Source organism: Pseudomonas machongensis (assembly GCF_034961125.1).
Lineage (GTDB): Bacteria > Pseudomonadota > Gammaproteobacteria > Pseudomonadales > Pseudomonadaceae > Aquipseudomonas > Aquipseudomonas machongensis.
The window spans coordinates 143,210-166,928 of record NZ_JAYFUI010000180.1 but is presented as its reverse complement, the minus strand read 5'-3'; the positions used below and the strand labels follow the sequence as shown (position 1 = coordinate 166,928).

The window sequence follows — 23,719 nt, the reverse complement described above, 5'->3', positions numbered from 1 at the left end:
ATAGACTCAACCTTCCAGCTCGGCCCACCGCTCGACCAGCACATCTAGCTCAGCCTGCAGCTTCTCGAGCTTGGCCAGCACGTCCGACGTTTCGCCAATCGGCCGCTGATAGAAGCCAGGCGCGTTCACCTCTTCCTGCAGCACCGCCATCTTCTGCTCCAGCGCATCGATCTGCCCAGGCAGCATCTCCAGCTCACGCTGCAGTTTGTAGCTCAGCTTTTTCTTGCTACTGTCGGCCACCACAGGCGCCACGGGCTCCGGGGCGACCTCGACCGCAACCTTCTCGACCACCGCACTGTTGAGCTCGGACTTGCCGCCCTTGCTCTCGGTCACGCCCAGCAGCTTCGGCGAGCCCCCCTGGCGGATCCAGTCTTCATAGCCACCCACGTACTCACGCACCTTGCCCTCACCCTCGAACACCAGGGTGCTGGTGACCACGTTGTCGAGGAAGGCCCGGTCGTGGCTGACCATCAGTACCGTGCCCTTGAAGTTGGACAGCACTTCCTCGAGCAGCTCGAGGGTCTCGACGTCCAGGTCGTTGGTCGGCTCGTCCAGCACCAGCAAGTTGGCCGGTTTGCTGAACAGCTTGGCCAGCAACAGACGCGCACGTTCACCACCAGACAGCGCCTTGACCGGCGTGCGTGCACGCTGGGGGCTGAACAGGAAGTCACCGAGGTAGCTCAGCACGTGGCGATTCTGACCATCGATCTCGATGAAGTCGCGACCTTCGGCGAGGTTGTCGATCACCGTCTTCTCGAGGTCGAGCTGGTGACGCATCTGGTCGAAGTAGGCCACCTCCAGCTTGGTGCCGCGATCGACCTTGCCGGCGGTCGGCTCCAGGTCACCCAGCATGAGCTTGAGCAAGGTGGTCTTGCCGGTGCCGTTGGCGCCGAGCAGGCCGATACGGTCCTGGCGCTGCAGGACCATGGAGAAATCCTTGACCAGCTTCGGCCCCTGAGGGTGCGCGAAGCTGACGTTTTCCAGCACCATCACCTGCTTGCCGGACTTGTCGGCGACCTCGATCTGGATGTTCGCCCTGCCCTGGCGCTCGCGACGCTCGCTGCGCTCCACGCGCAGGGCCTTGAGGGCACGCACACGGCCTTCATTACGGGTACGCCGGGCCTTGATGCCCTGGCGGATCCAGACCTCTTCCTGGGCCAGGCGCTTGTCGAACAGCGCATTGGCGGTTTCCTCGGCGGCCAGCGCAGCCTCCTTGTGCACCAGGAAGCTGGCGTAGTCGCCGTTCCAGTCAATCAGCCCGCCGCGGTCCAGCTCGAGGATCCGCGTGGCCAGGTTCTGCAGGAACGAGCGGTCGTGAGTGATGAACAGCACGGCGCCGTTGAAGCCGCTCAGGGCCTCTTCGAGCCAGGCGATGGCACCGATGTCCAGGTGGTTGGTCGGTTCGTCGAGCAGCAGCAGGTCAGGCTCGGACACCAGCGCCTGGGCCAGCAGCACGCGACGGCGCCAGCCGCCGGACAGCTCGGCGAGGGTCTTGTCGGCCGGCAGTTGCAGGCGGCTCAGGGTGCTCTCCACGACCTGTTGCAGGCGCCAGCCGTCCCGGGCTTCCAGCTCATGCTGGACATGCATCAGCTTGTCCAGGTCGGCATCATTCTGGATGTTCTGGCTCAGGTGGTGATATTCGGCGAGCAGCGCACCGACGCCGTCGAGGCCCTCGGCGACCACATCGAACACGCTGCGATCGTCGGCCACCGGCAATTCCTGCGGAAGCTCACCGATCTTCAGTGCCGGCGCACGCCAGATTTCCCCTTCGTCGGGTTTCTGCTCACCCTTGACCAGGCGCAACATGCTCGACTTGCCGGTGCCGTTCCGGCCGATAATGCACACCCGCTCGCCACGGGCGATCTGCCAGGACACCTTGTCCAGCAGCGGCATGGCGCCGAACGCGAGGGACACATCGCTGAATTTGAGCAGGGTCATGATCATCTCCAAAAACCGGGCGCGCATTCTACCTGACTTTCACGCCTACTTCGCCCCTGCGTGACATTCCGGGTGCGATGGCAGCGAGCGCTTGGCGACGCGTGGTCGGTGTTAACGATTCGATACAAGCACAGTGCTTTCATCCATCGCCGGCAAACGGCTAAGCTAAGGAAACTAGATTTCAACAGTGCTGGCTTCGCCGTCACTTTTCATGGTTCAACTGCCCGGACGTATCATGCGCAGCCGCCTGTTCCAATTCGTTTCCTGCCTGGTGCTCACCGCTACGACCGCGAGTGCTGCACAGGCCATCGACATCACCCAGCAGCGCCAGTACTACGACGAGGCCAAGCGTGCCCTCGCCAAAGGCGACAAGGGTCCCTACCTGCGCTATGCCCAAGCGCTCAGCGACTATCCGCTCACACCCTACCTGGCCTACGACGAGCTCACCGCGCGGCTGAAGACTGCCAGCAACGAGGAAGTCGAAGGCTTCCTCGCCAAACACGGTGACCTGCCCCAGGCCAACTGGATGAAACTGCGCTGGTTGCGCTGGCAGGCCGAACGCGGCGACTGGAAGACCTTCGCCAAATACTACGACCCGAAGCTGAACTTCACCGAACTGGATTGCCTCAACGGCCAGTACCAGTTGACCAACGGCCTGCGCGCCGAAGGTTTCGCCACTGCCGAAAAACTGTGGAACGTCGGCAAGTCGCAACCTGCGGCCTGCGACACCTTGTTCGGCCTGTGGGCCGCAGAAGGCCAGCTCACCGAGGCCCGCCGCTGGCAGCGTGCCAAACTGGCGGCCGAGGCGCGCAACTACAGCCTGGCCAACAACCTCGTGCAAACGCTCACCACACTCGGCCCGCAAGGCAAGCTGCTGGTCGATGTGGCGCAGAAACCCGAGCTGCTCAAGCAGCCTTCGCGCTTCATGCCGGTCAACGAAGCGATGTCCGATGTGGTCAGCCTCGGCCTGCGCCGCCTGGCGCGGCAGGATCCCGAGCAAGCCATGGCACTGCTCGACGACTACGCCCAGCGCATGCATTTCTCCCGCGACGAGAAGGTCGCCATCGCCCGCGAAATCGGCCTCACGCTCGCACGACGCTACGATCCGCGCGCCCTCGACCTGATGACCCGCTACGACCCGGAACTGCGCGACAACACCGTCAGCGAATGGCGCATGCGCCTGCTGCTGCGTCTCGGGCGCTGGGAAGAAGCCTACGAACTGAGCCGCCGCCTGCCCCAGGATCTGGCCGACAGCAGCCGCTGGCGCTACTGGCAGGCACGCAGCCTGGAGCTGGCACAACCCAACAACCCGCAGATCCCGCTGCTCTACAAGAGCGTCTCGCGTGAGCGCGACTTCTATGGTTTTCTTGCTGCCGATCGCGCGCAAACACCGTACCAGCTCAACAACAAACCCCTGGTACTGAGCCAGCAGTTGATCAACAAGGTGCGTAACACCCCCGGCGTGCGCCGCGCCCTGGAGTTCCACGCCCGTGGCCAGATTGTCGAGGGGCGCCGCGAGTGGTACCACGTCAGCCGCCACTTCAACCGTGACGAAATGGTCGCCCAGGCCCGCCTGGCCTACGACCTGCGCTGGTACTTCCCGGCTATCCGCACCATCAGCCAGGCCAAGTACTGGGACGACCTGGACATCCGCTTCCCGATGGCCCACCGCGACACCCTGGTGCGCGAAGCCAAAGTCCGCGGCCTGCACTCGAGCTGGGTATTCGCCATCACCCGTCAGGAAAGTGCCTTCATGGACGATGCCCGCTCGCCAGTAGGCGCCAGCGGCCTGATGCAACTGATGCCAGGAACCGCCAAGGAGACCGCGCGCAAGTTCAGCATCCCGCTGGCCTCGCCTGCGCAGGTGCTTGATCCGGACAAGAACATCCAGCTCGGCGCCGCCTACCTGAGCCAGGTGCACGGCCAGTTCAACGGCAACCGCGTGCTGGCGTCGGCCGCCTACAACGCAGGCCCCGGTCGCGTACGTCAGTGGCTCAAGGGCGCCAAGCACCTGAGCTTCGATGTCTGGGTCGAGTCGATCCCGTTCGATGAGACACGTCAGTATGTGCAGAACGTGCTGTCGTACTCGGTGATCTATGGCCAGAAACTGAACGCACCCCAACCGTTGGTGGACTGGCACGAACGCTACTTCGACGACATGTGATCCGGCCCAGGCCCTGTCGGAGCACCGACAGGGCCTCATGTCGGACCGGGTTAACTTTCGGTTAATCAGTCTGCTCCAGCATGGTGCACTCAATGCACTGCCAAGGCGTCGACATGCGTGTTCTCCTGCTCTTCCTGACATTCCTGCTCGCCGGCCCGCTCCAGGCCAATCCCTTCGCTCCCAAGTCGGATTTCCTGCCGGTGAATCAGGCTTTCGTCCTGAGCCAGGACCGCTTGCCTTCCGGGCAGATGCGCCTGTATTTCCAGATCAAGGATGGCTACTACCTCTACCAGAAGCGCCTGAAGTTCGACGGCATTCCCGTCGATCAGCAACCACAACTGCCTGCGGCTCTCAACCATCATGACGAGTTCTTCGGCGACAGCGCCGTCTATCGCACCGAACTCGAGTTGCTGCTGCCCGCCAACGCCACTGGAGAACTGCGACTCGGCTGGCAGGGCTGCGCCGATGCCGGGCTGTGCTACCCACCGCAAACCACCGTGATCGATCTGGGCGGCCAGGCGGTTTCTGCTGCGCCAGCCGCACCGGATGGCGGACAAGCCAGCGACCAGGCCCTGGCCAGCGGCCTTCAGCACAGCAGCCTGGCCTGGAGCCTGCTGGCGTTCTTCGGCCTGGGTCTGCTGCTGGCCTTCACCCCCTGCTCGCTACCGATGCTGCCCATCCTCGCCGGGTTGGTCATGGGCAATGGTGCCAGTGCACGACGTGGCTGGATTCTGGCCGGCGTCTACGTTCTGAGCATGGCCTTGGTGTACGCCGCACTGGGTGTGGTCGCCGCGCTGCTCGGCGCCAGCCTGCAGGCCTGGCTACAGCAACCCTGGCTGCTGGGCAGCCTGGCCGGCCTGTTCGTGATCCTCGCCCTGCCGATGTTCGGGGCCTTCGAACTGCAACTGCCCGCCGCCGTGCGTGACCGCCTCGATCGTGCAGGCCAGGGTACGCGTGGCGGCAACCTGTATGGCGCAGCGTTGCTTGGCGCGCTCTCGGGCCTGCTTATGGGGCCGTGCATGACCGCGCCACTGGCCGGTGCGCTGCTCTATATCGCCCAGAGCGGCGATGTGGTGCAGGGCGCGCTGGTGCTGTTCAGCCTGGGGCTGGGCATGGGCGTTCCACTGCTGTTGCTGGTCACCCTGGGCAACCGCTACCTGCCACGCCCTGGATCCTGGATGAACCTGGTCAAGGGCGTGTTCGGCTTCGTCTTCCTGGCAATGGCGCTGTACACCCTGCGCAGCCTGCTGCCAGAACCACTGCTGCTGGCACTGGTCGGCGCCTGGCTGATTGCCCTGGCCTGGGCTGCATGGCCTGCCCTGCAGCGTCTGCCGGCGCTGCGAGCCCTGCCGTTGCTGGGTGCGCTCTGGGGTGGCCTGTTGCTGGTCGGTGCTGCCGCCGGTGGCAACGATCTGTGGCAACCGCTGCAGCCATTCACGGGTGGTGGCGCTGCGCCAATGAGCAGCGCGCATGACGAGCGGGTCATCACCATCGACAACCCGCAGGACCTGCAGCGCGAACTGGATGCCGCCAAGGCGCGCAACCAATGGGTGCTGGTCGACTACTACGCCGACTGGTGCGTATCGTGCAAGGTGATGGAGAAACAGGTATTTGCCCGCGGCGACGTGCAGGCCAGCCTCGACGGCGTGCAACTGCTGCGCCTGGATGTCACCGCCGACACCCCCGCCAGCCGTGCATTGCTGCAGCGCTACCAGGTTCCAGGCCCGCCCAGCCTAATCTGGATCGGCCCGGAAGGTGACGAGCGCCGTGCCCGGCGTATCACCGGCGAGATCGACGCCGCAGCGTTCCTGCAACACTGGGCCCAGATTAGGAGTCAAGGTTGATGCTGACGGTAACCCTGGGGCCATTGACCATGGCCCTGAACCATCTGCTGCTGCTCAGTGCACTGGGCATCGCCTGCCTGGTCGGCTGGTGGGTTGCCCGCCGTGGCGGCGAAAGCCCCGAGTCAGCGCTGTTCAACCTGTTTCTGGTCGGAGTCCTCAGCGCCCGCGCAGGCTTCGTCCTGGAATACTGGGCGATGTACCGCGACGAGCCACTGCAGATCATCGACATTCGCGATGGCGGCTTCCAACTCTGGAGCGGCCTGGCGGGCATCGTCGCTGCTGCCTTGTGGCAAGGTCGACGCCGTCCGGGCCTGCGCCGGCCACTGGGCTGGGCACTGTTCAGCGGCGCCCTGTTCTGGGGGCTGGCAAGCCTGGGCAGCCACCTGTACAGCAAAGGCACCGAACTGCCCGATCTGAGCCTGCGCAACGCCAGCGGCGAGTCGGTGGCCCTGCACAGCTACCGCGGCACACCCCTGGTCATCAACATCTGGGCCACCTGGTGCCCACCGTGCCGACGGGAGATGCCCGTGCTGCAGCAGGCCCAGAGCGACTACCCCGACGTGACCTTCCTGTTCGTCAACCAAGGCGAAACACCCGAAAGCGTCAGTACCTTCCTTGCCACGACCGGCCTGAGCCTGAACCACGTGCTGTTCGACGGCAGTGGGCAACTGGCGCAACGGGTCGGCTCCATGGCCCTGCCCACCACTTTGTTCTACAACGCCGAGGGCCGCCTGGTAGGCAGCCATCTCGGCGAGCTGTCCCGCGCCAGCCTGCACAACGCCCTGGAACCTTTAAAGCGGGCCGTGGCGCCCGCCCCCGCCGTACAAGGAAAATGACATGCGACTGACTGCTCTCCTGCCCCTCTCCCTGGCCCTGCTCGTCGCGCCCCTTGCCCAAGCAGAGCCCTGGCCCAAGCCGATTCAGCAGATGGAGGCCAAGGGCGCGGTGATCAAGGGCACGTTCGACGCGCCCAATGGCCTGCGCGGCTATGCCGCCGAGTACCATAGCAACGGCATCGCCCTGTATCTGACCCCCGACGGCAAGCACGTACTGGTTGGCAGCCTGTTCGATGAACAAGGCCAGGACCTGAGCGCCGAGCCACTGGACAAGCTGGTCTACGCACCGATGAGCAAGGAAATCTGGGCGAAGATGGAAAAGACCGCCTGGATCCGGGACGGCAAGGCCGATGCGCCACGCATCGTCTACCTGTTCAGCGACCCCAACTGCCCTTACTGCAACATGTTCTGGCAACAGGCGCGGCCCTGGGTCGACTCGGGCAAGGTGCAATTGCGCCATATCATGGTCGGCATCATCCGCCCGGACAGCCCTGGCAAGTCCGCCGCGCTGTTGTCGGCAAAAGACCCTGCCAAGGCACTGCAAGAACACGAAAGCGCTGGCAAGGCCAGCACGCTCAAGGCACTGGACACCATTCCCGAACCCACACAGAAGCAACTCGCAGCCAACCAGGCGTTGATGGAAGAAATGGGGCTGGGCGCAACGCCTGCGATCTTCTACCAGGATGAACAGGGACAACTGCAAAGCCAACAAGGCGCGCCACGCCCGGAAATGCTCGGCAAGATCCTGGGCAAGCGCTGACCTGATAAATCTGTCAGGTGCGAGACCGACGCAGTCTCCCTAGACTCCTCTTATCGCACCCTCGCGGCCACGCGATCGGTGCACAGGATGCGATGAGAAGAGGGATCGCAGATGCCTGCCATCAAGGCTGCACGCTACCATGCCGAAACACCGGACGTGACGGTGCTGTCCGGTGCAGCAGGCGCTACGGTGACGCTGCGCCTGCTGCGCTCCCCACAGGATGGAGCAGACATACCCGCAGCAAAACTGCTGCGTAACCGCACCCATGCAGATGCACTGACCCGCACCGTCCGCCAGTTCGGTGCACGAGCATTGCAGGTATCGGCAGGCGCAACGACGCTGGCCGATGTCACGACGGTCGCCAGCCTCGGCGGCCGACAGTTGAAGCTGCACACCACCGACGGCGATACCTCACTGTCGCTTGATGATGCCACTGGTCGGCCACTGTGGACCTGCAACGCCCAGGGCACCCACCACACGCACACCTATGAAACGCCAGAACAAGGCGGGCGCAAGAGCGCGATCTTCGAGCACCCAGCCGCCGGCATCGCACGTATGCGCGAGCGCCTGGTGTATGCCCCAGCCACTGCTGCCGACCGCCAGCGCAACCTGGCAGGTGCCACGCTCAAGCATTTCGACAACGCAGGCCTGACCCATACAGCCTTGCTATCGCTGACCAGCAAACCTCTCGAAACCCGGCAACAGCTGTTGCAACCTCAAGCCGAACAACCCGATTGGGCTGGCAGCAGTGAAGGTGATCTGGAAGAGAACGTACTGATCACCGTTAACCGATACAACGCAGTGGGCGATGTGCTGGTACGCACCAACGCAGCCGGGGTCACGAGCTCGAAGACACTGGACGTCAGTGGCGCAGTACGTCAGATACATTTGCGCCAGGGTGCCAAGGAGGCCATGGCGCTCGCGGCTGTCACGCGCAGGGCCGATGGCATGGTCATGGCGCAGACGTCTGGCAATGGCGTGGTCGACCTCTATGGCTACTCGCCCACCAGTCAGCGCCTGATTCAACATCGTACGCAACGCCCAAGTGACCATGCGCTGGGCTATCTGCTGATCAGCGACCTGCACTATGGCTACGATCCCGCAGGCAACATCCTCGCCCTCGATGACCAAGGTGCCGACCCTCAATGGCATGACAACCTACAGTCTGACGGTCTGCGCGAATACGCCTACGACACCCTGTACCGCCTGGTCGAGGCCAGCGGGCGCGAGCGCAGCCCGGTCGGTGCCTACTGGTCGTCCTCCTTCGGAACGTCCGACCGCCAGGGCGGCATGGTCTGGACACCTTACAGCGAACGCTATGAATACGACGACGGTGACAACCTGGTCACCTTGAGTCACAACGGTGCTGCCGGCCAGCGCACCCAGCAGTTGCGTGTGTCGACCCAAAGCAACCGCGCAATGCCCGAGGGCCACGGGCTGACACCAGACAACGGCTTCCTGCCTGGCGGCCTGCAGAAACAACTGGTCGATGGCCGGGCACTGGCTTGGTTGGCCGATCTCCAGTTGGGCCAGGTGTCGCTGGTCAAACGCGCTACCGGTGCGACGGATGATACCGAGCAGTACCGATACGCCAATGGCGGCACACGGCGTCGCAAAATCAGCACGGTGCGCGTGGCCAACGCAATCCAGACCACCCTGACAACCTACATCGATGACTGCGAAGTACGCCTGCGCACGCTCGAAGGCCAGCCACAGGCGCTCAAGCACGTGGTGATCAGCGAAGTCGAGGAGGTGCGTTGGATTGAAAATCGCCTGAGTACCGAGGTTCACCTGCGCTATGGGTTTAGCGACCATCTGGGCAGCAGTGCGGGAGAAACGGACGAGGCGGGAAACATCGTCTCGCGTGAAGAATACACCCCCTATGGCGAAACAGCTGGCGTGGATGAGCAGGCAGCGGAAGTCGACGGGTTAACCCAACGTACGTCGCGTCATGCCGGCAAGGAGCTCGATGCCAGCGGTCTTTACTACTACGGCTGGCGATACTATCAGACGGGGTTGGGTCGATGGCTGAGTGCCGATCCCGGTGGGCTTGTTGATGGCCCGAATCTGTATCGGATGAATAGAAATAATCCTCTGCGTTTTCGTGACGCTATGGGGATGTTTCCAACAGAGACCGTTTTGACTACCGTCATAGAAATATTTGCCGTGTGGCTGCTTCTGATGAACATAGCGACTCTTGTTACGCACAACCAAGACCTCATCTATGGTGTCAGAAATGCAATGACAGAAGGAACATCACTGACAGCTCCCTTATGGAAAAAATGGAGAGAACCGGATGGTCGCTTCCATTTTGGATCCAGCGCACTAAGGACAATTTACATCCTTAATGCAATTGCTTTAATGATCTGGGGCTGGCTCTCCCCCAATGATCCCCTCACGATATATTTCACCATACTTGGCGCCACCGCATCGGTGATGAGAGAAACGCCTACGCAATATCGGCTGTTTATGAAACAACATAAAGCAGAACAAGCTCGCCGTGCTCAGTTGGCGCTTGAAGAGGCTCCATCGTCCGAAAATGATGCTCAATCACCCGATAATCACAACTCCGCGAGCGGCGAAAACTTCGTTCACCAAAACGCCATTAGCAGACCACACTCTCCCAGATATGGGGAACAGCGCCCAAATACGCACGACGCTATAGAGAGGGCCGCCTTGCCCGCTCCATCGGCACATACCAACGCAGGAGAGGACCTCTCTGCACCGCAGCACATCGCCATCAATATTGACGACCCAGACACAAATGATACTCAACATGTAACAACGCTAGCGCGCACGCACAGCACATCGAGCGATGAGAATACCCTCAACCTGGAGACACTGTTTCCTGACACCTCCGACGATGATTCAAACTCCAGCCGGCGCTCAAGCCTATCAAGTAACTCTTCGACGCTGTCAAGTGACTATTCGACGGTAAGAAAAAGAATGGGCGATTCCAGGCGTAGAAAGAGCATCAACAAAGCACCGCGTTAAATACAGCACGACACCAGCGCGGCTTGCCCGCGCTGGTGTCGTGCCTGTTACAACCCCTCCAACTCCGCCATCAGATCACTCAACCGATCCACCTTATCCTCATCCAACGCACTGCCCTGCAACCCTTCGACATACACCGCCAGCTCTTCCACGGTGCTGCACTCGAACATCGCCCGCAGTGGCACGTTCAGTTGCAGACGCTTCTGCACGCGTGAGGCAATCTGCGTGGCCAGCAACGAGTGCCCGCCCAGTTCGAAGAAGTTGTCGCGCACCCCGACCCGCTCAGCCTTGAGCACCTCGCCCCAGATAGCGGCCAGGGTCTCTTCCAGCTCGCTGCGCGGCGCCAGGTAGTCCTGGCTGTGCTGGGCACCGATCTCGATGACCGGCAGCGCCTTGCGATCGAGCTTGCCATTGGCATTGTGCGGCAGGTTATCGAACCAGGCCCAATGCAGCGGCACCATGTACTCCGGCAACTCGGCACGCAGACGCTGCTTGATCTGCTCGAGCAGACCGGCATCGGCCACCACGCCCTGGTGGGCTACCAGGTAGCCAACCAGATGCTTGCCATTGGCGCCCTCCTGGACACCGACTGCCGCATCGCGAATCTGCGGCTGCTCGTGCAGGCGCGCTTCGATTTCGCCAAGCTCGATACGGTAGCCGCGGATCTTCACTTGGTGGTCAATGCGCCCGACATATTCGAGTACACCATCGGCACGGCGGCGCGCCAGGTCGCCGGTGCGATACAGGCGCTCGCCCGGCGCGCCATGCGGATGCGGGATGAAGGCCAGGGCCGTACGCACCGGGTCGCCAACATAACCACGGCCGACCCCCGTGCCGGCCACGCACAGCTCGCCCACCGCGCCCAACGGTACCAGCGTCTGCTCTTCGCCGTAGAGGTAAAGGCGGTTGTTGTCGGTCGGGGTGCCGATGGGCAGGTAGATGCCGCGGGTCGAGTCGGCATCGACACGGAAGAACGCCACATCGTCCGAACATTCGGCCGGGCCATAGGCGTTGACCAGGCCGATCTGCGGATAGCGCTCCAGCCACTGCGCGGCCAGCTCCGGTGGCATCGCCTCGCCGGTCGGCAGCATCCAGCGCAGGCCATCCAATGCCTGATGATCGTTGGCCAACATGCCCTGGATCAACGAAGGCACGCTTTCCAGCACGGTAATGCCGCTGGCCTGGACATGCGCCAGCAAGCCCTGGGGATCGTGGGCAATGGCATTTGGCACGATCTCGACACTGGCCCCGAACAGCGGTGCTGCCAGGAATTGCCACACCGAGATGTCAAAGCTCTGCGAAGCGGTCTGGGCGATAACATCGTGTTCGTCCAGCGCCAGGTACGGCACCTTGCTCAGCTGGTTGTTGAGCATGCCGCGCTGCTCGACCATCACGCCCTTGGGCAGCCCGGTGGAGCCAGAGGTGTAGATCACATAGGCCAGGTTGTCCGGCCCGCTGTGGATACCCGGGTTGTGGCCAGCGACCTGGCTGGCCTGGATATCCTCCCACACCAGCAGCTTCGGCCGTACCGCCCCGCCCAGCTCGTCGAGCAACTGCCCCGCCTGCTCGGCACAGGCGGCGCTGCACACCAGCACCGGCGTGCGGCTGAGCTCGACGATACGCTGCAGGCGCGCTGAGGGCAGGCCCGGATCCAGCGGCAGGTAACCCGCACCGGCCTTGAAGCTGCCAACGATCATCCCCAGCAGCGGCAGACCACGCTCGGCCAGCAGGGCAACGGGCTGATCGATGCTCACACCGGCTGCGACCAGCGCATGTCCCAGGCGGTTGGCGGCCAGGTTGAGCCCGGCATAGTCGTAGGACGCCTCCAGGCAACGGGCGGCGATACGCTCGGGGTGCGCCGCAACGCGTGCCTCGAACAGCTCGACATAGCTCTGCTCCAAGGTATAGGCGTGCTCGGTGCGGTTGCAGTCCTCGAGCAGGAAGCGCTGCTCGTCGGCACCCAGCAGTGGCAGTGCCTGGACCTCACCCTCGAAGCCTTCGACCAGCGCCAGCAGCAGACGCTTGAATTCGGCCAGCAGGCGCTCGACGGTCGGGTAGTCGAAGTAGCGCTGGTCGAACGACAGGTGCAGGCCCAGGTCGTCGCCCGGATAGCACACCGCCGTCAGCGGGAAGTTGGTGTGGGTGCGGCCCGAGTCGGAGCTGGCGTTCAAGTGCTGGGCGTGGTCAAGCACATTGCTCTCGACCGGCGCGTTTTCGAACACGAACAGGCTGTCGAACAGCGCCTGCCCCTTGGGCAGCTCGCTGCACTCCTGGATCGCCACCAGCGGCAGGTACTCGTATTCACGCAACTGCATGTTGCGATCGAGCAGGCCTTGCAGCCACTGACGCACGCTCTGGCGCTCGCCGGCCGCCGGCAGCTGCACGCGCAAGGCGATGCTGTTGATGAACAGCCCGACCGTGCGCTGCATCTGCGGCAAGCTCACCGGGCGCCCGGCAACGGTCACCCCGAACACCACGTCGCGCTCGCCGCTGTAACGGGCCAGGACCAGTGCCCAGGCCGCCTGGGCGAAGGTGTTGACGGTGAGTTGATGAGCCTGCGCCAGTTCACGCAGACGCGCCCCCTCGCTCACCTCAAGGCGGGTGTAGCAATCGCCGACGATCATGCCGTCCCCGGCGTGGTCATGGCGCAGCGGGCGGTCGCTGGGGATCGCCGTGGCGCGTTCGAAGCCGGCCAGGTTGGCCTGCCACCACTGGCGTGCCTCGTCCAGGTCCTGGCGCTGCAGCCAGCCGATATAGTCGCGGTAGCGCGGCGGTACCGGCAACTGCGCGGCACGGCCTTCGCCCAGCGCCTGGTAGATTTCGAAGAAATCGTTCATCAGCAACGAGCGGCACCAGGCATCGATGAGGATGTGATGGTTGCTCATCATGAACCAGTAGCGCTCATCGGCTACGCGCACCAGGCGCAGGTGGAACGGCGCCTCGCGCAGCAACTCGAATCCGGCTTCGCGCTCCTGTTTGTGCAGGGCTTGCAGGCGGGCTTCCTGGCTGGCGTCGTCAAGGTCGCGCCAGTCCTGGTAGTCGACGGCGGTCTTGCCGGGCTTGTGGATGATCTGCAACATCGCTTCGCCGGCGTTCCAGCTGAACGATGCGCGCAGGGCCTCGTGGCGCGCCACCACTGCCTGCCAGGCCTGGGCGAAGCGCTCGGGGTCCAGCGCACTGTTGATGCGGTAGCGGTCCTGCATGTAGTAGATGCCGGTGCCCGGTTCCAGCAGGGTGTGCAGCAGCAGCCCTTCCTGCATTGGCGTCAGCGGGTAGACATCCTCGATCTCGCCAGCCGGCACCGGCAGCGTGTCGATCTGCTCCTGGGTCAGTTGGGCCAGCGGGAAGTCCGACGGCGTGAAGCTGCCGTTGCCCTCGACCAGGCAGTGGGCGACCAGCGCCAGCAGTTCCTGGCGATAGGCTTCGGCCAGCTCGGCGATGGTCGCCTCGTCGTAGCGCTCTGTACTGAAGGTCCAGCGCAGTTGCAAGGCACCACCATAGACCTGGCCATCCACGCTCAGCCAGTTGGGCAGTGGCGCGTCCAGGTCATGGGCCAGCCCCGCAGGGGCATCCAGCGGCTGGAACACGGCATTGGCGTCGAACTGCTGGTCGAACTGCCCGAGGTAGTTGAAGGTGATGCGCGCCTGTGGCAACGCCGCCATGCGCTCACGCCCCGCAGAATCGGCCAGGTAGCGCAGCACACCATAACCCAGCCCTTTGTGCGGCACCTGGCGCAGTTGTTCCTTGATGCCCTTGATCGACGCACTGCGCGCGGCATCGTCGTCGCCGGTTGCCGGGCTCAAGCTCAGCGGATAGGCGTTGGTGAACCAGCCGACGCTGCGGGTCAGGTCGATGTCTTCGAACAGCCCTTCGCGTCCATGCCCCTCAAGCTGTACCAGCACCTGCTCATCGCCGCTCCAGTGGCTCAGGGTGCGCGCCAGAGCGGTCAGCAGCAGGTCGTTGACCTGGGTGTGATAGGCCGCTGGCGCCTGCTGCAACAGTTGGCGGGTCTGCTCGGTGTCGAGCTCGATGGCCAAGGTGCGCGCATGGCGGTGCAGGTTGCCGCCCTGCGGGTGATCGCACGGCAGCTCGCGGCGCACACGCCCCAGCTGTCCCTCCCACCAGCCCAGCTCGTCACGCAGCGAGTCGCTGCCGGCATAGCTGGCCAGGCGCGCCGACCAGTCGCCCATGGCATGGGTCTTGGCCGCCAGGGTTTCACCGCGGTACAGCGCCTGCAGGTCCTCCAGCAATACACGCCAGGACACGCCGTCCACCACCAGGTGATGGATGGCCAGCAGCAAGCGTTGCGCGCCTGCGCCATCGGTCAGCAACAGGCCGCGCAACAGGGGCCCTTGCTGCAGGTCGAGGCTGCGCTGCACGTCGGTATAGAGCGCCTGGCAATCGTCGAAGGCAGCGACGGTCGCCGTCCACAGCAGCGGCTGGGCGCCGGCCTGGTCGTATTCCCCCTGCCAGCGGCCAGCCACCTGGGTGAAGCGCAGGCGCAGGCTGTCGTGATGCTGCACCAGCGCCGCCAGCGCAGCCTCAAGCCGGTCAGCGAGCAGCGGTTTGCGTGCTTCGAGCAGCACAGCCTGGTTCCAGTGCTGTGGCTGTGGCACTTCGCTGTCGAAGAACCAATGCTGGATCGGCGTCAGGCCGATACGGCCCTGACGCGCCCCCTGCTCCACATGCGTTGGCCCCGCGCCATGGCTGACCACGGTTGCCAGGGTCTGGATGGTCTGGTGCTGGAACAGGTCGCGCGGGGTGAACTGCAGGCCCAACTGACGGGCGCGACTGACCACCTGGATCGACAGGATCGAGTCACCGCCCAGTTCGAAGAAATTGTCCTGCACACCCACGCGCGAGACATTGAGCACCTCGCGCCAGATTTGCGCCAACTGCGCCTCCAACTCATTGGCCGGCGCCTGGTACAGCTGGTGTGCCTGCTCGAGATCCGGCGCTGGCAGCGCACGACGGTCGAGCTTGCCGTTGCCCATCAGCGGCAGGCGATCGAGCAGTACCAGGTGCGCAGGCACCATGTAGTCGGGCAGGTGTTGCCGTGCATGGGCTTTGACCGCCTCGCGCAGGTGCGCCTGGGCATCACTGCTCGCCTTGGCCTGAGCGCAGACCAGGTAGCCCACCAGTTGCTTGCCGCCCGGCAGGTCGAGGGCCAGAACCACGGCCTCCTCGACATCGGCGTGCTCCTGAAGGCGGCTTTCGATCTCGCCCAGCTCGATGCGGAAACCACGGATCTTCACCTGCTGGTCAGCGCGGCCGATGTACTCGACCAACCCGTCGGCGCGCAGGCGCACCAGATCGCCGGTGCGATAGAGCCGGCCACCGTCATGGCTGAAGGGGTCGGCGACGAAACGTTCGGCCGACAGCCCCGGGCGATCGTGATAGCCCTGGGCGAGGCCCGCGCCACCGACATACAGCTCACCGATGCCGCCCTGGGGCAACAGCGCCAGGTCCTCGTCGAGGATGTAGCCGGTGCGCGCCCCGATCATGCGGCCAATCGGCACGCTGCCCGCATCGGCCGACAAGGTTTCGGGGGCCAGGCACGCCAGCGGCATGACCACGGTTTCGGTCGGGCCGTAGGCATTGAAGAATTGCTGCGGGGCGAAGGCCTGGCGGATGCGCTGCAAGTGCTCGCCGGTCAGCGCTTCGCCGCCGGTGATCACCAGGCGCACAGGCAGTTGCTCGCCACGCCCGGCCAGGAACTGCGCCAGCTGGCTGCCATAGCTCGGGGTGAAACCGAGAATGCTCACCTGCTGCTCGCGCACCAGGTCGCAGATCTCTTCGGCGCCCCACTGCCCCTGGGCGCGCAGCACCACACGTGCCCCGCACAGCAGCGGCGTGAGCAGGCGTTCGCTGGCCGCATCGAAGTTGATCGAATAGAAATGCAGCTCGCAATCGTCGCTGCGCATGCCGAAGTCGGCGATCACCGCCTGGCAATGCATGGCGATCTCGCCATGGCTGACCACCACGCCCTTGGGCTTGCCGGTGGAGCCGGAGGTGTAGATGAGGTAGGCCTGGTGCTGCGGCAGGTTGAGGTTGTCCAGTGGCGCATCGCTGTAGGCGGACAGCGACGCTGCGTCGTCCTCCAGGCTCCAGGTGACCACACCGGCCGGCAGTTCGCCAAGGGTCGCGAGCAGATCGCGCTGGCCGATCAGCAGGCCCAGGCGGCTGTCCTCGATCATGTAGTGCAGGCGCTCGAGCGGGTATTCCGGATCGAGCGGCACATAGGCGCCACCGGCCTTGAGGATCGCCAGCAGGCCGACCACCATCTGCGACGAGCGCTCCAGCGCCAGGCCCACTCGCACCTGCGGGCCGACGCCGCGCTCACGCAGGGCTCGGGCCAGGCGGTTGGCCTGCTGATCGAGCTCGGCGTAGCTCAGGTGCTGGCCGGCGAAGGTCAAGGCCCGCGCCTGCGGCGTGCGCTCCACCTGGGCGGCGAACAGCCCGTGCAGGGTCTGGTCAAGATCGAAATCCTGTTCGCCCTGAAGCTGCCCGACCAGCTCCTGCTGCTCGGCACCTGACAGCATCGGCAGCTCGCACAGGCGTTGCTGCGGATCTTCGAGCATCGCCGCCAGCAACTGCTGCAGGTGTTCGGCCATGCGCGCGATGCGCGGCTCATCGAACAGGTCGCGGCTGTAGGTCAGGCAGCAGCCGAGCCGGCCGTCCAGGTCGGTGACTTCCAGGTACAGGTCGAACTTGGTGGCGCTGGCGTCGTTGACCAGGTAGTCCACCTGCATGCCTGCCAGGGTTCGGCTTTGCTGGAAGGCCCAGCGCTGCACGTTGCACATTACCTGGAACAGCGGGTTGTAGGCACTGCTGCGCGGCGGCTGCAGGGCTTCGACCAGTTGTTCGAACGGCAGGTCCTGGTGCGACTGGCCGTCGATGATGGTCTGACGCATCTGCTCGAGCAGTGCGGCGGCGCTCATCTGCCCATCCAGTTCGCAGCGCAGCACCTGGGTGTTGAGGAAGGCACCGATCAGCCCCTCGCTTTCCGGACGGATGCGGTTGGCCACCGGCGCGCCGATACGCAGGTCGCGCTGGCCGCTGTAGCGGTGCAGCAGTGCGGCCAGCGTGGCGGTCATGGTCATGAACAGGGTCAGCCCGCGTTGGCTGTTGAACGCATGCACACGCTCGACCAGCGCCGGGTCGAGGTCGAAGCGGTACAGCTCGCCGCGATGGCTCTGCACCGCTGGGCGCGGGCGGTCCGTCGGCAGTGCCAGGACCGGATGCTCGTCGCCCAGGCGCGCTTTCCAGTAGTCGAGCTGGCGCGCGCCCTCCCCGCCTTCAAGCCACTGGCGCTGCCAGACGCTGTAGTCCAGATATTGCACTGGCAGCGGCTGCAGCGGCGATTCGCGCTCGTCGACGAAGGCTTCGTAAAGCTCGCCCAGCTCACGGGCGAAGATGTCCATCGCCCAGCCTTCGGTAACGATATGGTGCAGGGTCAGGACGAAATAGTGCTCACGCTCCTGCACCTTGACCAGGCAGGCACGCAGCAACGGACCACGCTCCAGGTCGAACGGCTGGTGCGCCTGCTCGTCGGCCAGCTGCTGCAGACGCTGCTGGCGATTGTCGGCCGGCAGCGCGCTGAAGTCCTGCCAGTCCAGGTGCAGGCCGCTGTCGTCGGCCACGCACTGGTAGGGCTTGCCATCGATGCTGGGGAAGGTGGTGCGCAGGGTCTCGTGGCGTACGATCAACGCCTGCAGGGCACGCTCGAAAGCGTCCACATGCAGCGCGCCGCATAGACGCGCCATGCCGCCGACGTTGTACGCGGGGCTGTCCGGCTCCATCTGCCAGAGGAACCACATGCGCTGCTGCGAGTACGACAGCGGCACGGCCTGACGGCGATCGACACGGGTGATCGCGCCCTGCAGGTTGCACCCACCGCTGGCGCGGATCCGCGCGATCTCGGCACAGAAGGCACCCAGCTCACTGGCCTCGAACAGCGCCTTGAGCGGCAGCTCGACGTCACAGGCCTGGCGGCAGCGCGAAACGATCTGGGTGGCCAGCAGCGAGTGGCCACCGAGGGCGAAGAAGTCGTCCTGCAGACCGACCTGCGGCAGGTTCAGCACCTCGCGCCAGATCGCCGCCACTTGCTGTTCCAGCTCAGACTGCGGCTCGACGTGTTGGCGCTGCTGCCAGACTGGCGCCGGCAGCGCCTTGCGATCGACCTTGCCGCTCGGGCCCAAGGGCATCTGCGCGAGGTGAACCAACTGCGCTGGCACCATGTAGGCGGGCAGTTGCGCGCCGAGGGTCGCCAGCAAGGCGGCGCTCTGCTCGACGCCGCTGTAGTAACCGACCAACTGCGCGCCGACAGCGTCGCGGTGGATCAGCACCAACGCCTGCTCGACACCTTGCTGGGCCAGCAGCACGGCCTGGACTTCTTCAGGCTCGACGCGGAAGCCGCGCACCTTGACCTGCTGGTCGAGGCGCCCGAGGTATTCCAGCGCACCGTCGTGCACCAGCCAGCGCGCGCGGTCGCCGCTGCGGTACAGGCGCTGGCCGTCGCCATCGGGTTGCGGCACGAAACGCTCGGCGGTCAGACCCGGACGTCCCAGATAGCCACGGGCCAGGCCCGCGCCGCCCAGGCACAGTTCGCCCGGCACGCCCGGTGCGGTCAGTTCGAATTCATCATCCAGCACACGGCACAGCACATTGGCCAGCGGACGGCCGATGGGCGAGCGCTCGCCATCCTCGCGCTGGCTGTGCCAGTGGGTGACGTTGATCGCGGTCTCGGTCGGGCCATAACGGTTGTGCAACTGCACCTGGGGCAGCAAGGCCAGGGCCCGGTCGCGCAGGCTGGCAGGCAGCGCCTCGCCGCCGGAGAACAGCCGACGCAGGCTGGTGCAGCCTGCGGCCAGCGGCTCCTGGACAAACACCTGCAACAGCGGCGGCACGAAGTGCAGCGTGGTCACGCCATGCTGCTGCACCAGTGCGGCGATGCGCTGCGGATCGCGGTGCTCACCAGGGCCTGCCAGTACCAGGCGGCAGCCGGTGACCAGCGGCCAGAAGCATTCCCACACCGACACGTCGAAGCTGATCGGTGCCTTCTGCATCAGCACGTCGCGGTCGTCCAGCGCATAGGTGGCCTGCATCCATTGCAGGCGTTCGGCCAGGGCAGCATGGGTGTTGCCCACACCCTTGGGCTGGCCGGTGGAGCCGGAGGTATAGATCACATAGGCCAGGTGCTCGCCTTCCAGGCGCAGGCCCGGGGCCTGGCTGGGCCAGGTGTCCAGGTGCAACTGGTCCAGCGCGATGGTACTGACGCCCTCGACCTGGGGCAGGCGCTCGAGCAGGGTGCTCTGGCTCAGCAGCAGGCCCGCGCCACAGTCGGCGAGCATGTAGGCCAGGCGTTCGGCCGGGTAGTCGACATCCAGCGGCACATAGGCGCCGCCCGCCTTGAGGATCGCCAGCAGTCCGACCAGCAGTTGCGGCGAGCGCTCGACCGCGATGGCCACGCAGGTGTCCGGGCCGACGCCCTTGTCGCGCAGGTAGTGAGCCAGGCGGTTGGCCTGCTGGTGCAGGCTGGCGTAGTCGAGCTGACCGCCCTCCCACACCAGGGCGACGCGCTCCGGTGTCAGGCGTGCCTGCTCGTTGAGCTGCTCGACCAGCAAGGCTCTGGCGGGCTCGGCAGGGGCCTGCCCCCAGGCGAGCAATTGCGCGCGGCCTGGCTCATCCAGCAGTTGCACTTCGCCCACGGCCAGCTGCGGTTGCGCGCAGACCTGTTCGAGCAGCGCCAGCAGGTGCTGGGCCAGGCGCTTGACGGTGCTGGCGTCGAACAGCTCGGCGGCGTAGTCGAAGGCCAGTGTCAGCCGGCCCTGGTGGTCTTCCTCACTGTGCAGTTGCAGGTCGAACTTGGCCTCGCGGCTGTGCCACGGCAGCTCTTCGGCAAGCAGTCCGGGCAGGCGGCGCAGCGCGGACAGGTCGCGCTGCTGGTGGTTGAACATGACCTGGAACAGGCCCTGCTCACGGGCCTGGGGCAGCGCTTCGAGCAGTTGCTCGAACGGCAGGTCCTGGTGCGCCTGGGCACCAAGGGTGCGCTCACGCACCTGGGCCAGCAACTGGTCGAACGGCGTACGGCCGTCGAACTCGGCACGCATGACCTGGGTGTTGATGAAGAAGCCGACCATGGCCTGGGTTTCCAGGCGCGGGCGGTTGGCGTTGGGGACGCCGACGCGGATGTCGGACTGGCCGCTGTAGCGCTGCAGCAAGGCTTGCCAGCCCGCCAGCAGGACCATGAACAGGCTGGCCTGCTGGTCACGGGCCAGGCCCTTGAGGGCTTCGCCGAGTTTGGCGGGCACCTTCATGTTCAGGCGCGCAGCGCGCTGCTCGCCCAGCGCCGAGCGTGGATGGTCATTACACAGGTCGAGTACCGGCAATTCGTCGCCCAGTTGCGCCGTCCAGTATTCCAGCTGACGTGCAGCCTCACCTTCTGCCAGCCACTGGCGCTGCCAGGTGCCGTAGTCGGCGTAGCCCAGCGCCAGGGGCGCGAGATTGGGTTGCTGGCCCTGGCAGTGGGCGGCGTAGAGTCGGGCGAACTCATCGAGCAGGATATTCAGCGACCAGCCGTCGGCGACGATATGGTGCAGGGTTACCCACAACTGGTGTTCTTCATCGTCCAGGCGCGCCAAGGTCACGCGCAGCAGCGGCCCTTGGAGCAAGTCGAAGGGTTGGCGGGCCTCATGCTCGCGACGATTGGCGACCTCGCTGGCGTCTACCCCTTCGAGATCGACACGCTGCAAGGCAAAGTCGGCATGCGCCAGCACATGCTGCAGGGCCTCGCCATCCACTTCGCTGAAGCGCGTGCGCAGGGATTCGTGACGCTCGACCAGCGCCTGGAAGCTCGCCTGCAGCGCCGCCTCATCCAGTTCGCCACGCAGGTGCAGACCGGCAGGGATGTTGTAGGCAGCGGACTGCGGCTCCAGTTGCCACAGCAACCACAGGCGGTTCTGCGCCAGCGACTGCGGCAATGCCTTGGCGCGATCGAGGCTGGCGATGGCGCCAGTGCCCTGCCCGCCCTGCTCCAGCACGCAGGCCACTGCCGCGCTGTAGTCGGCCAGTACAGGCGCTTCGAACAGGGTACGCAGGCTGAGCGTGATACCCAGCTCATCGGACAGCCGCGCGGTGACCTGGGCGGCGGCGATGGAGTTGCCGCCCAGCAGCAGGAAGTGATCGTCCGCCGTCACCGCCTCGACCTTGAGCAGCTCGCGCCACACCGCCGCGATGCGCACCTGCAGGGCATCGCCGCCGGCGCTGTGCTCGGAGGATGCGTCGTCTGCCGGGAAGCGAGCATAGCAATCGAGGCTGCCGTCGCTCATGCGCAGGCGGCAGGCCGAACGCTGCAGCTTGCCACTGGAGGTTTTGGGCAGCGCCCCCGGGTTGAGCAGCAAGACCACGGCCGGCGCCTGGCGGCACGCGTCGGCGATGACCTGGCGCAGGGTCTTGATCAGCGCTTGCGCAGGCATCGCCTTCTGCACATTGCGGCTGACTTCCACCGCCACGCCGATGCCCTCTTCGCCTCGATCGTCCACGGCGAACACCGCCACGCGCCCTTTGCGCAACACATCGACCTCACGCTCGAGGGTCTTCTCCAGATCCTGCGGATAGAGGTTCTGGCCGCGCACGATCAGCATGTCCTTCAACCGCCCGGTGACGAACACCTCGCCATCGCGCATGAAGCCCAGGTCGCCGGTGCGCAGCCAGGTCTGCCCGTCCATCTCGACAAAGGTACGCGCCGTGGCCTCGGGGTTGCGCCAGTAGCCCCGCGCAATGCTCGGGCCGCCGGCCCAGATTTCGCCCACCCGGTTATCGCCCAACACCGCCAGTTGCTGCGGTTCGACGATGCGCACCGCATGGCCCGGCTGCGGATAGCCGCAGCTCATCAGCACGCTGCCCTTGCCAGGCTCGGCGCGGTTGGCGGCGAAGGCCTCGGCATCGAGCTCCAGCGCGCCAATGCCCTGGCCGCGTCGGCTGCCGCTGACGAACAGAGTGGCTTCGGCCAGCCCGTAGCTGGCGAAGAAGCTGCTCGCCTGGAAGCCGCAAGCGGCGAACTTGCTGGCGAACGTCTCGAGGCTATCCTGGCGGATCGGCTCGGAACCGGAGTAGGCCACCCGCCAGCGGCTGAGGTCGAGCCCGGCCAAGGCCGCTTCGCTGACCCGCTCGCTGCACAGGCGGTAAGCGAAATCCGGGCCGCCACTGATGGTGCCACCGTATTCGCTGATCGCCTGCAGCCAGCGCAGGGGCCGGGCGAGGAAGTAGCCCGGCGACATCAGCACACAGGGCACGCCGCTGAAGATCGGTTGCAGCAGGCCGCCAATCAGGCCCATGTCGTGGTACAGCGGTAGCCAGCTGACGATCACATCGTCAGGGTTGAGGTCGATGCCAAAACCCTGGCGGATCAGTTGCTCGTTAGCCACCAGGTTGCCGTGGGTAACCTGCACACCCTTGGGCAGCGCGGTGGAGCCAGAGGTGTACTGCAGGAAGGCGATGTGCTCGCCGGCCAGCGCCGGTTCACGCCAGTCGTCGGCCAGCTCAGGGGGCAGACCGTCCACCGCCAGCAGGCCCGGGGCGGCATCCGTCGCCAGAGCATCAAGGCCCTGCAAACTGTCATGAAGCGCTTCTACCGTCAGCAGCAGACGCGGCTGGGCATCGTCGATGATCGACAGCAGCCGCTCCTGATGGTGCTGGCGCGAAGACTCCGGCGGATAGGCCGGCACTGCGATCACCCCGGCATACAGGCAGCCGAAGAATGCCGCGACATAGTCCGGACCGCTGGGAAACAGCAGGATCGCCCGATCACCGAACGTGGCGCGGGCCTGCAGTGCGGCGGCGATGGTACGGGCGCGCAGGTCCAACTCGCGGTAGCTGAGCACCGCCTGTTCGCGGGGATCGTCGGCCAGAAAGCGCAAGGCGATCCGGTCCGGGGTCGCCGCGGCGCGTTGCGCCAGGGCCTGGACCAGCGTGAGCGGGAGTTCGAAGGCGTCCGTCATGGAGTGTTCCTGCCAGTGTCTGGGTAAGTCGGGCCGGGGCCGGGCCAGGTGCGCAAGGCACGTCGGGCGGGCGGCAGTCGGCGGCCGGATGTACACAGGGGAACGGATGGGCCGGAGAAATAATTAGAAACGTCCCCCGCCTGCGGACGACGTTCACACAGTGGTCATGGAGGGGGTGCAGC

Annotated in this window: 7 protein-coding genes; 5 read left to right on the top strand and 2 right to left on the bottom strand. The window is 65.2% G+C overall.

Going from position 1 to position 23,719, the window contains the following annotated elements:
• Positions 1-6: 6 nt before the first annotated feature.
• A complete protein-coding gene (locus VA602_RS16725) occupies positions 7-1,938 on the bottom strand; it encodes an ATP-binding cassette domain-containing protein (RefSeq protein ID WP_054894454.1) in 1,932 nt (643 codons plus the stop codon).
• Between the two features lie 235 nt (positions 1,939-2,173).
• Here VA602_RS16725 and VA602_RS16720 point away from each other — a divergent pair, with 235 nt between their 5' ends.
• From VA602_RS16720 to VA602_RS16700, 5 genes are all read left to right on the top strand, one after another.
• Positions 2,174-4,102: a transglycosylase SLT domain-containing protein gene (locus tag VA602_RS16720; RefSeq protein WP_323453737.1), complete on the top strand. Its 1,929-nt coding sequence runs from the start codon at positions 2,174-2,176 to the stop codon at positions 4,100-4,102.
• Positions 4,103-4,215: 113 nt separating this feature from the next.
• Positions 4,216-5,946, top strand: coding sequence for a protein-disulfide reductase DsbD (gene dsbD, locus VA602_RS16715; protein ID WP_323453736.1), 1,731 nt, complete (start codon positions 4,216-4,218; stop codon positions 5,944-5,946).
• Positions 5,946-6,782 (top strand): TlpA disulfide reductase family protein, encoded by an 837-nt coding sequence (locus VA602_RS16710; RefSeq protein WP_063545640.1) that lies wholly within the window; start codon positions 5,946-5,948, stop codon positions 6,780-6,782. The genes dsbD and VA602_RS16710 overlap by 1 nt, the downstream gene beginning before the upstream one ends.
• 1 nt (position 6,783) lies before the next feature.
• The gene (dsbG, locus tag VA602_RS16705; RefSeq protein ID WP_323453735.1) at positions 6,784-7,542 is read left to right on the top strand and encodes a thiol:disulfide interchange protein DsbG; all 759 of its coding nucleotides are present in this window, start codon (positions 6,784-6,786) and stop codon (positions 7,540-7,542) included.
• 111 nt (positions 7,543-7,653) lie between these two features.
• Entirely contained in the window at positions 7,654-10,536 is a 2,883-nt protein-coding gene (locus VA602_RS16700) for an RHS repeat-associated core domain-containing protein (RefSeq protein ID WP_323453734.1), read from the top strand.
• A gap of 47 nt (positions 10,537-10,583) precedes the next feature.
• On the opposite strand, the gene VA602_RS16695 is transcribed toward VA602_RS16700, so the two are convergent.
• Positions 10,584-23,537, bottom strand: a complete 12,954-nt coding sequence (locus VA602_RS16695; protein ID WP_323453733.1) for a non-ribosomal peptide synthetase — start codon at positions 23,535-23,537, stop codon at positions 10,584-10,586.
• Positions 23,538-23,719 lie beyond the last annotated feature (182 nt).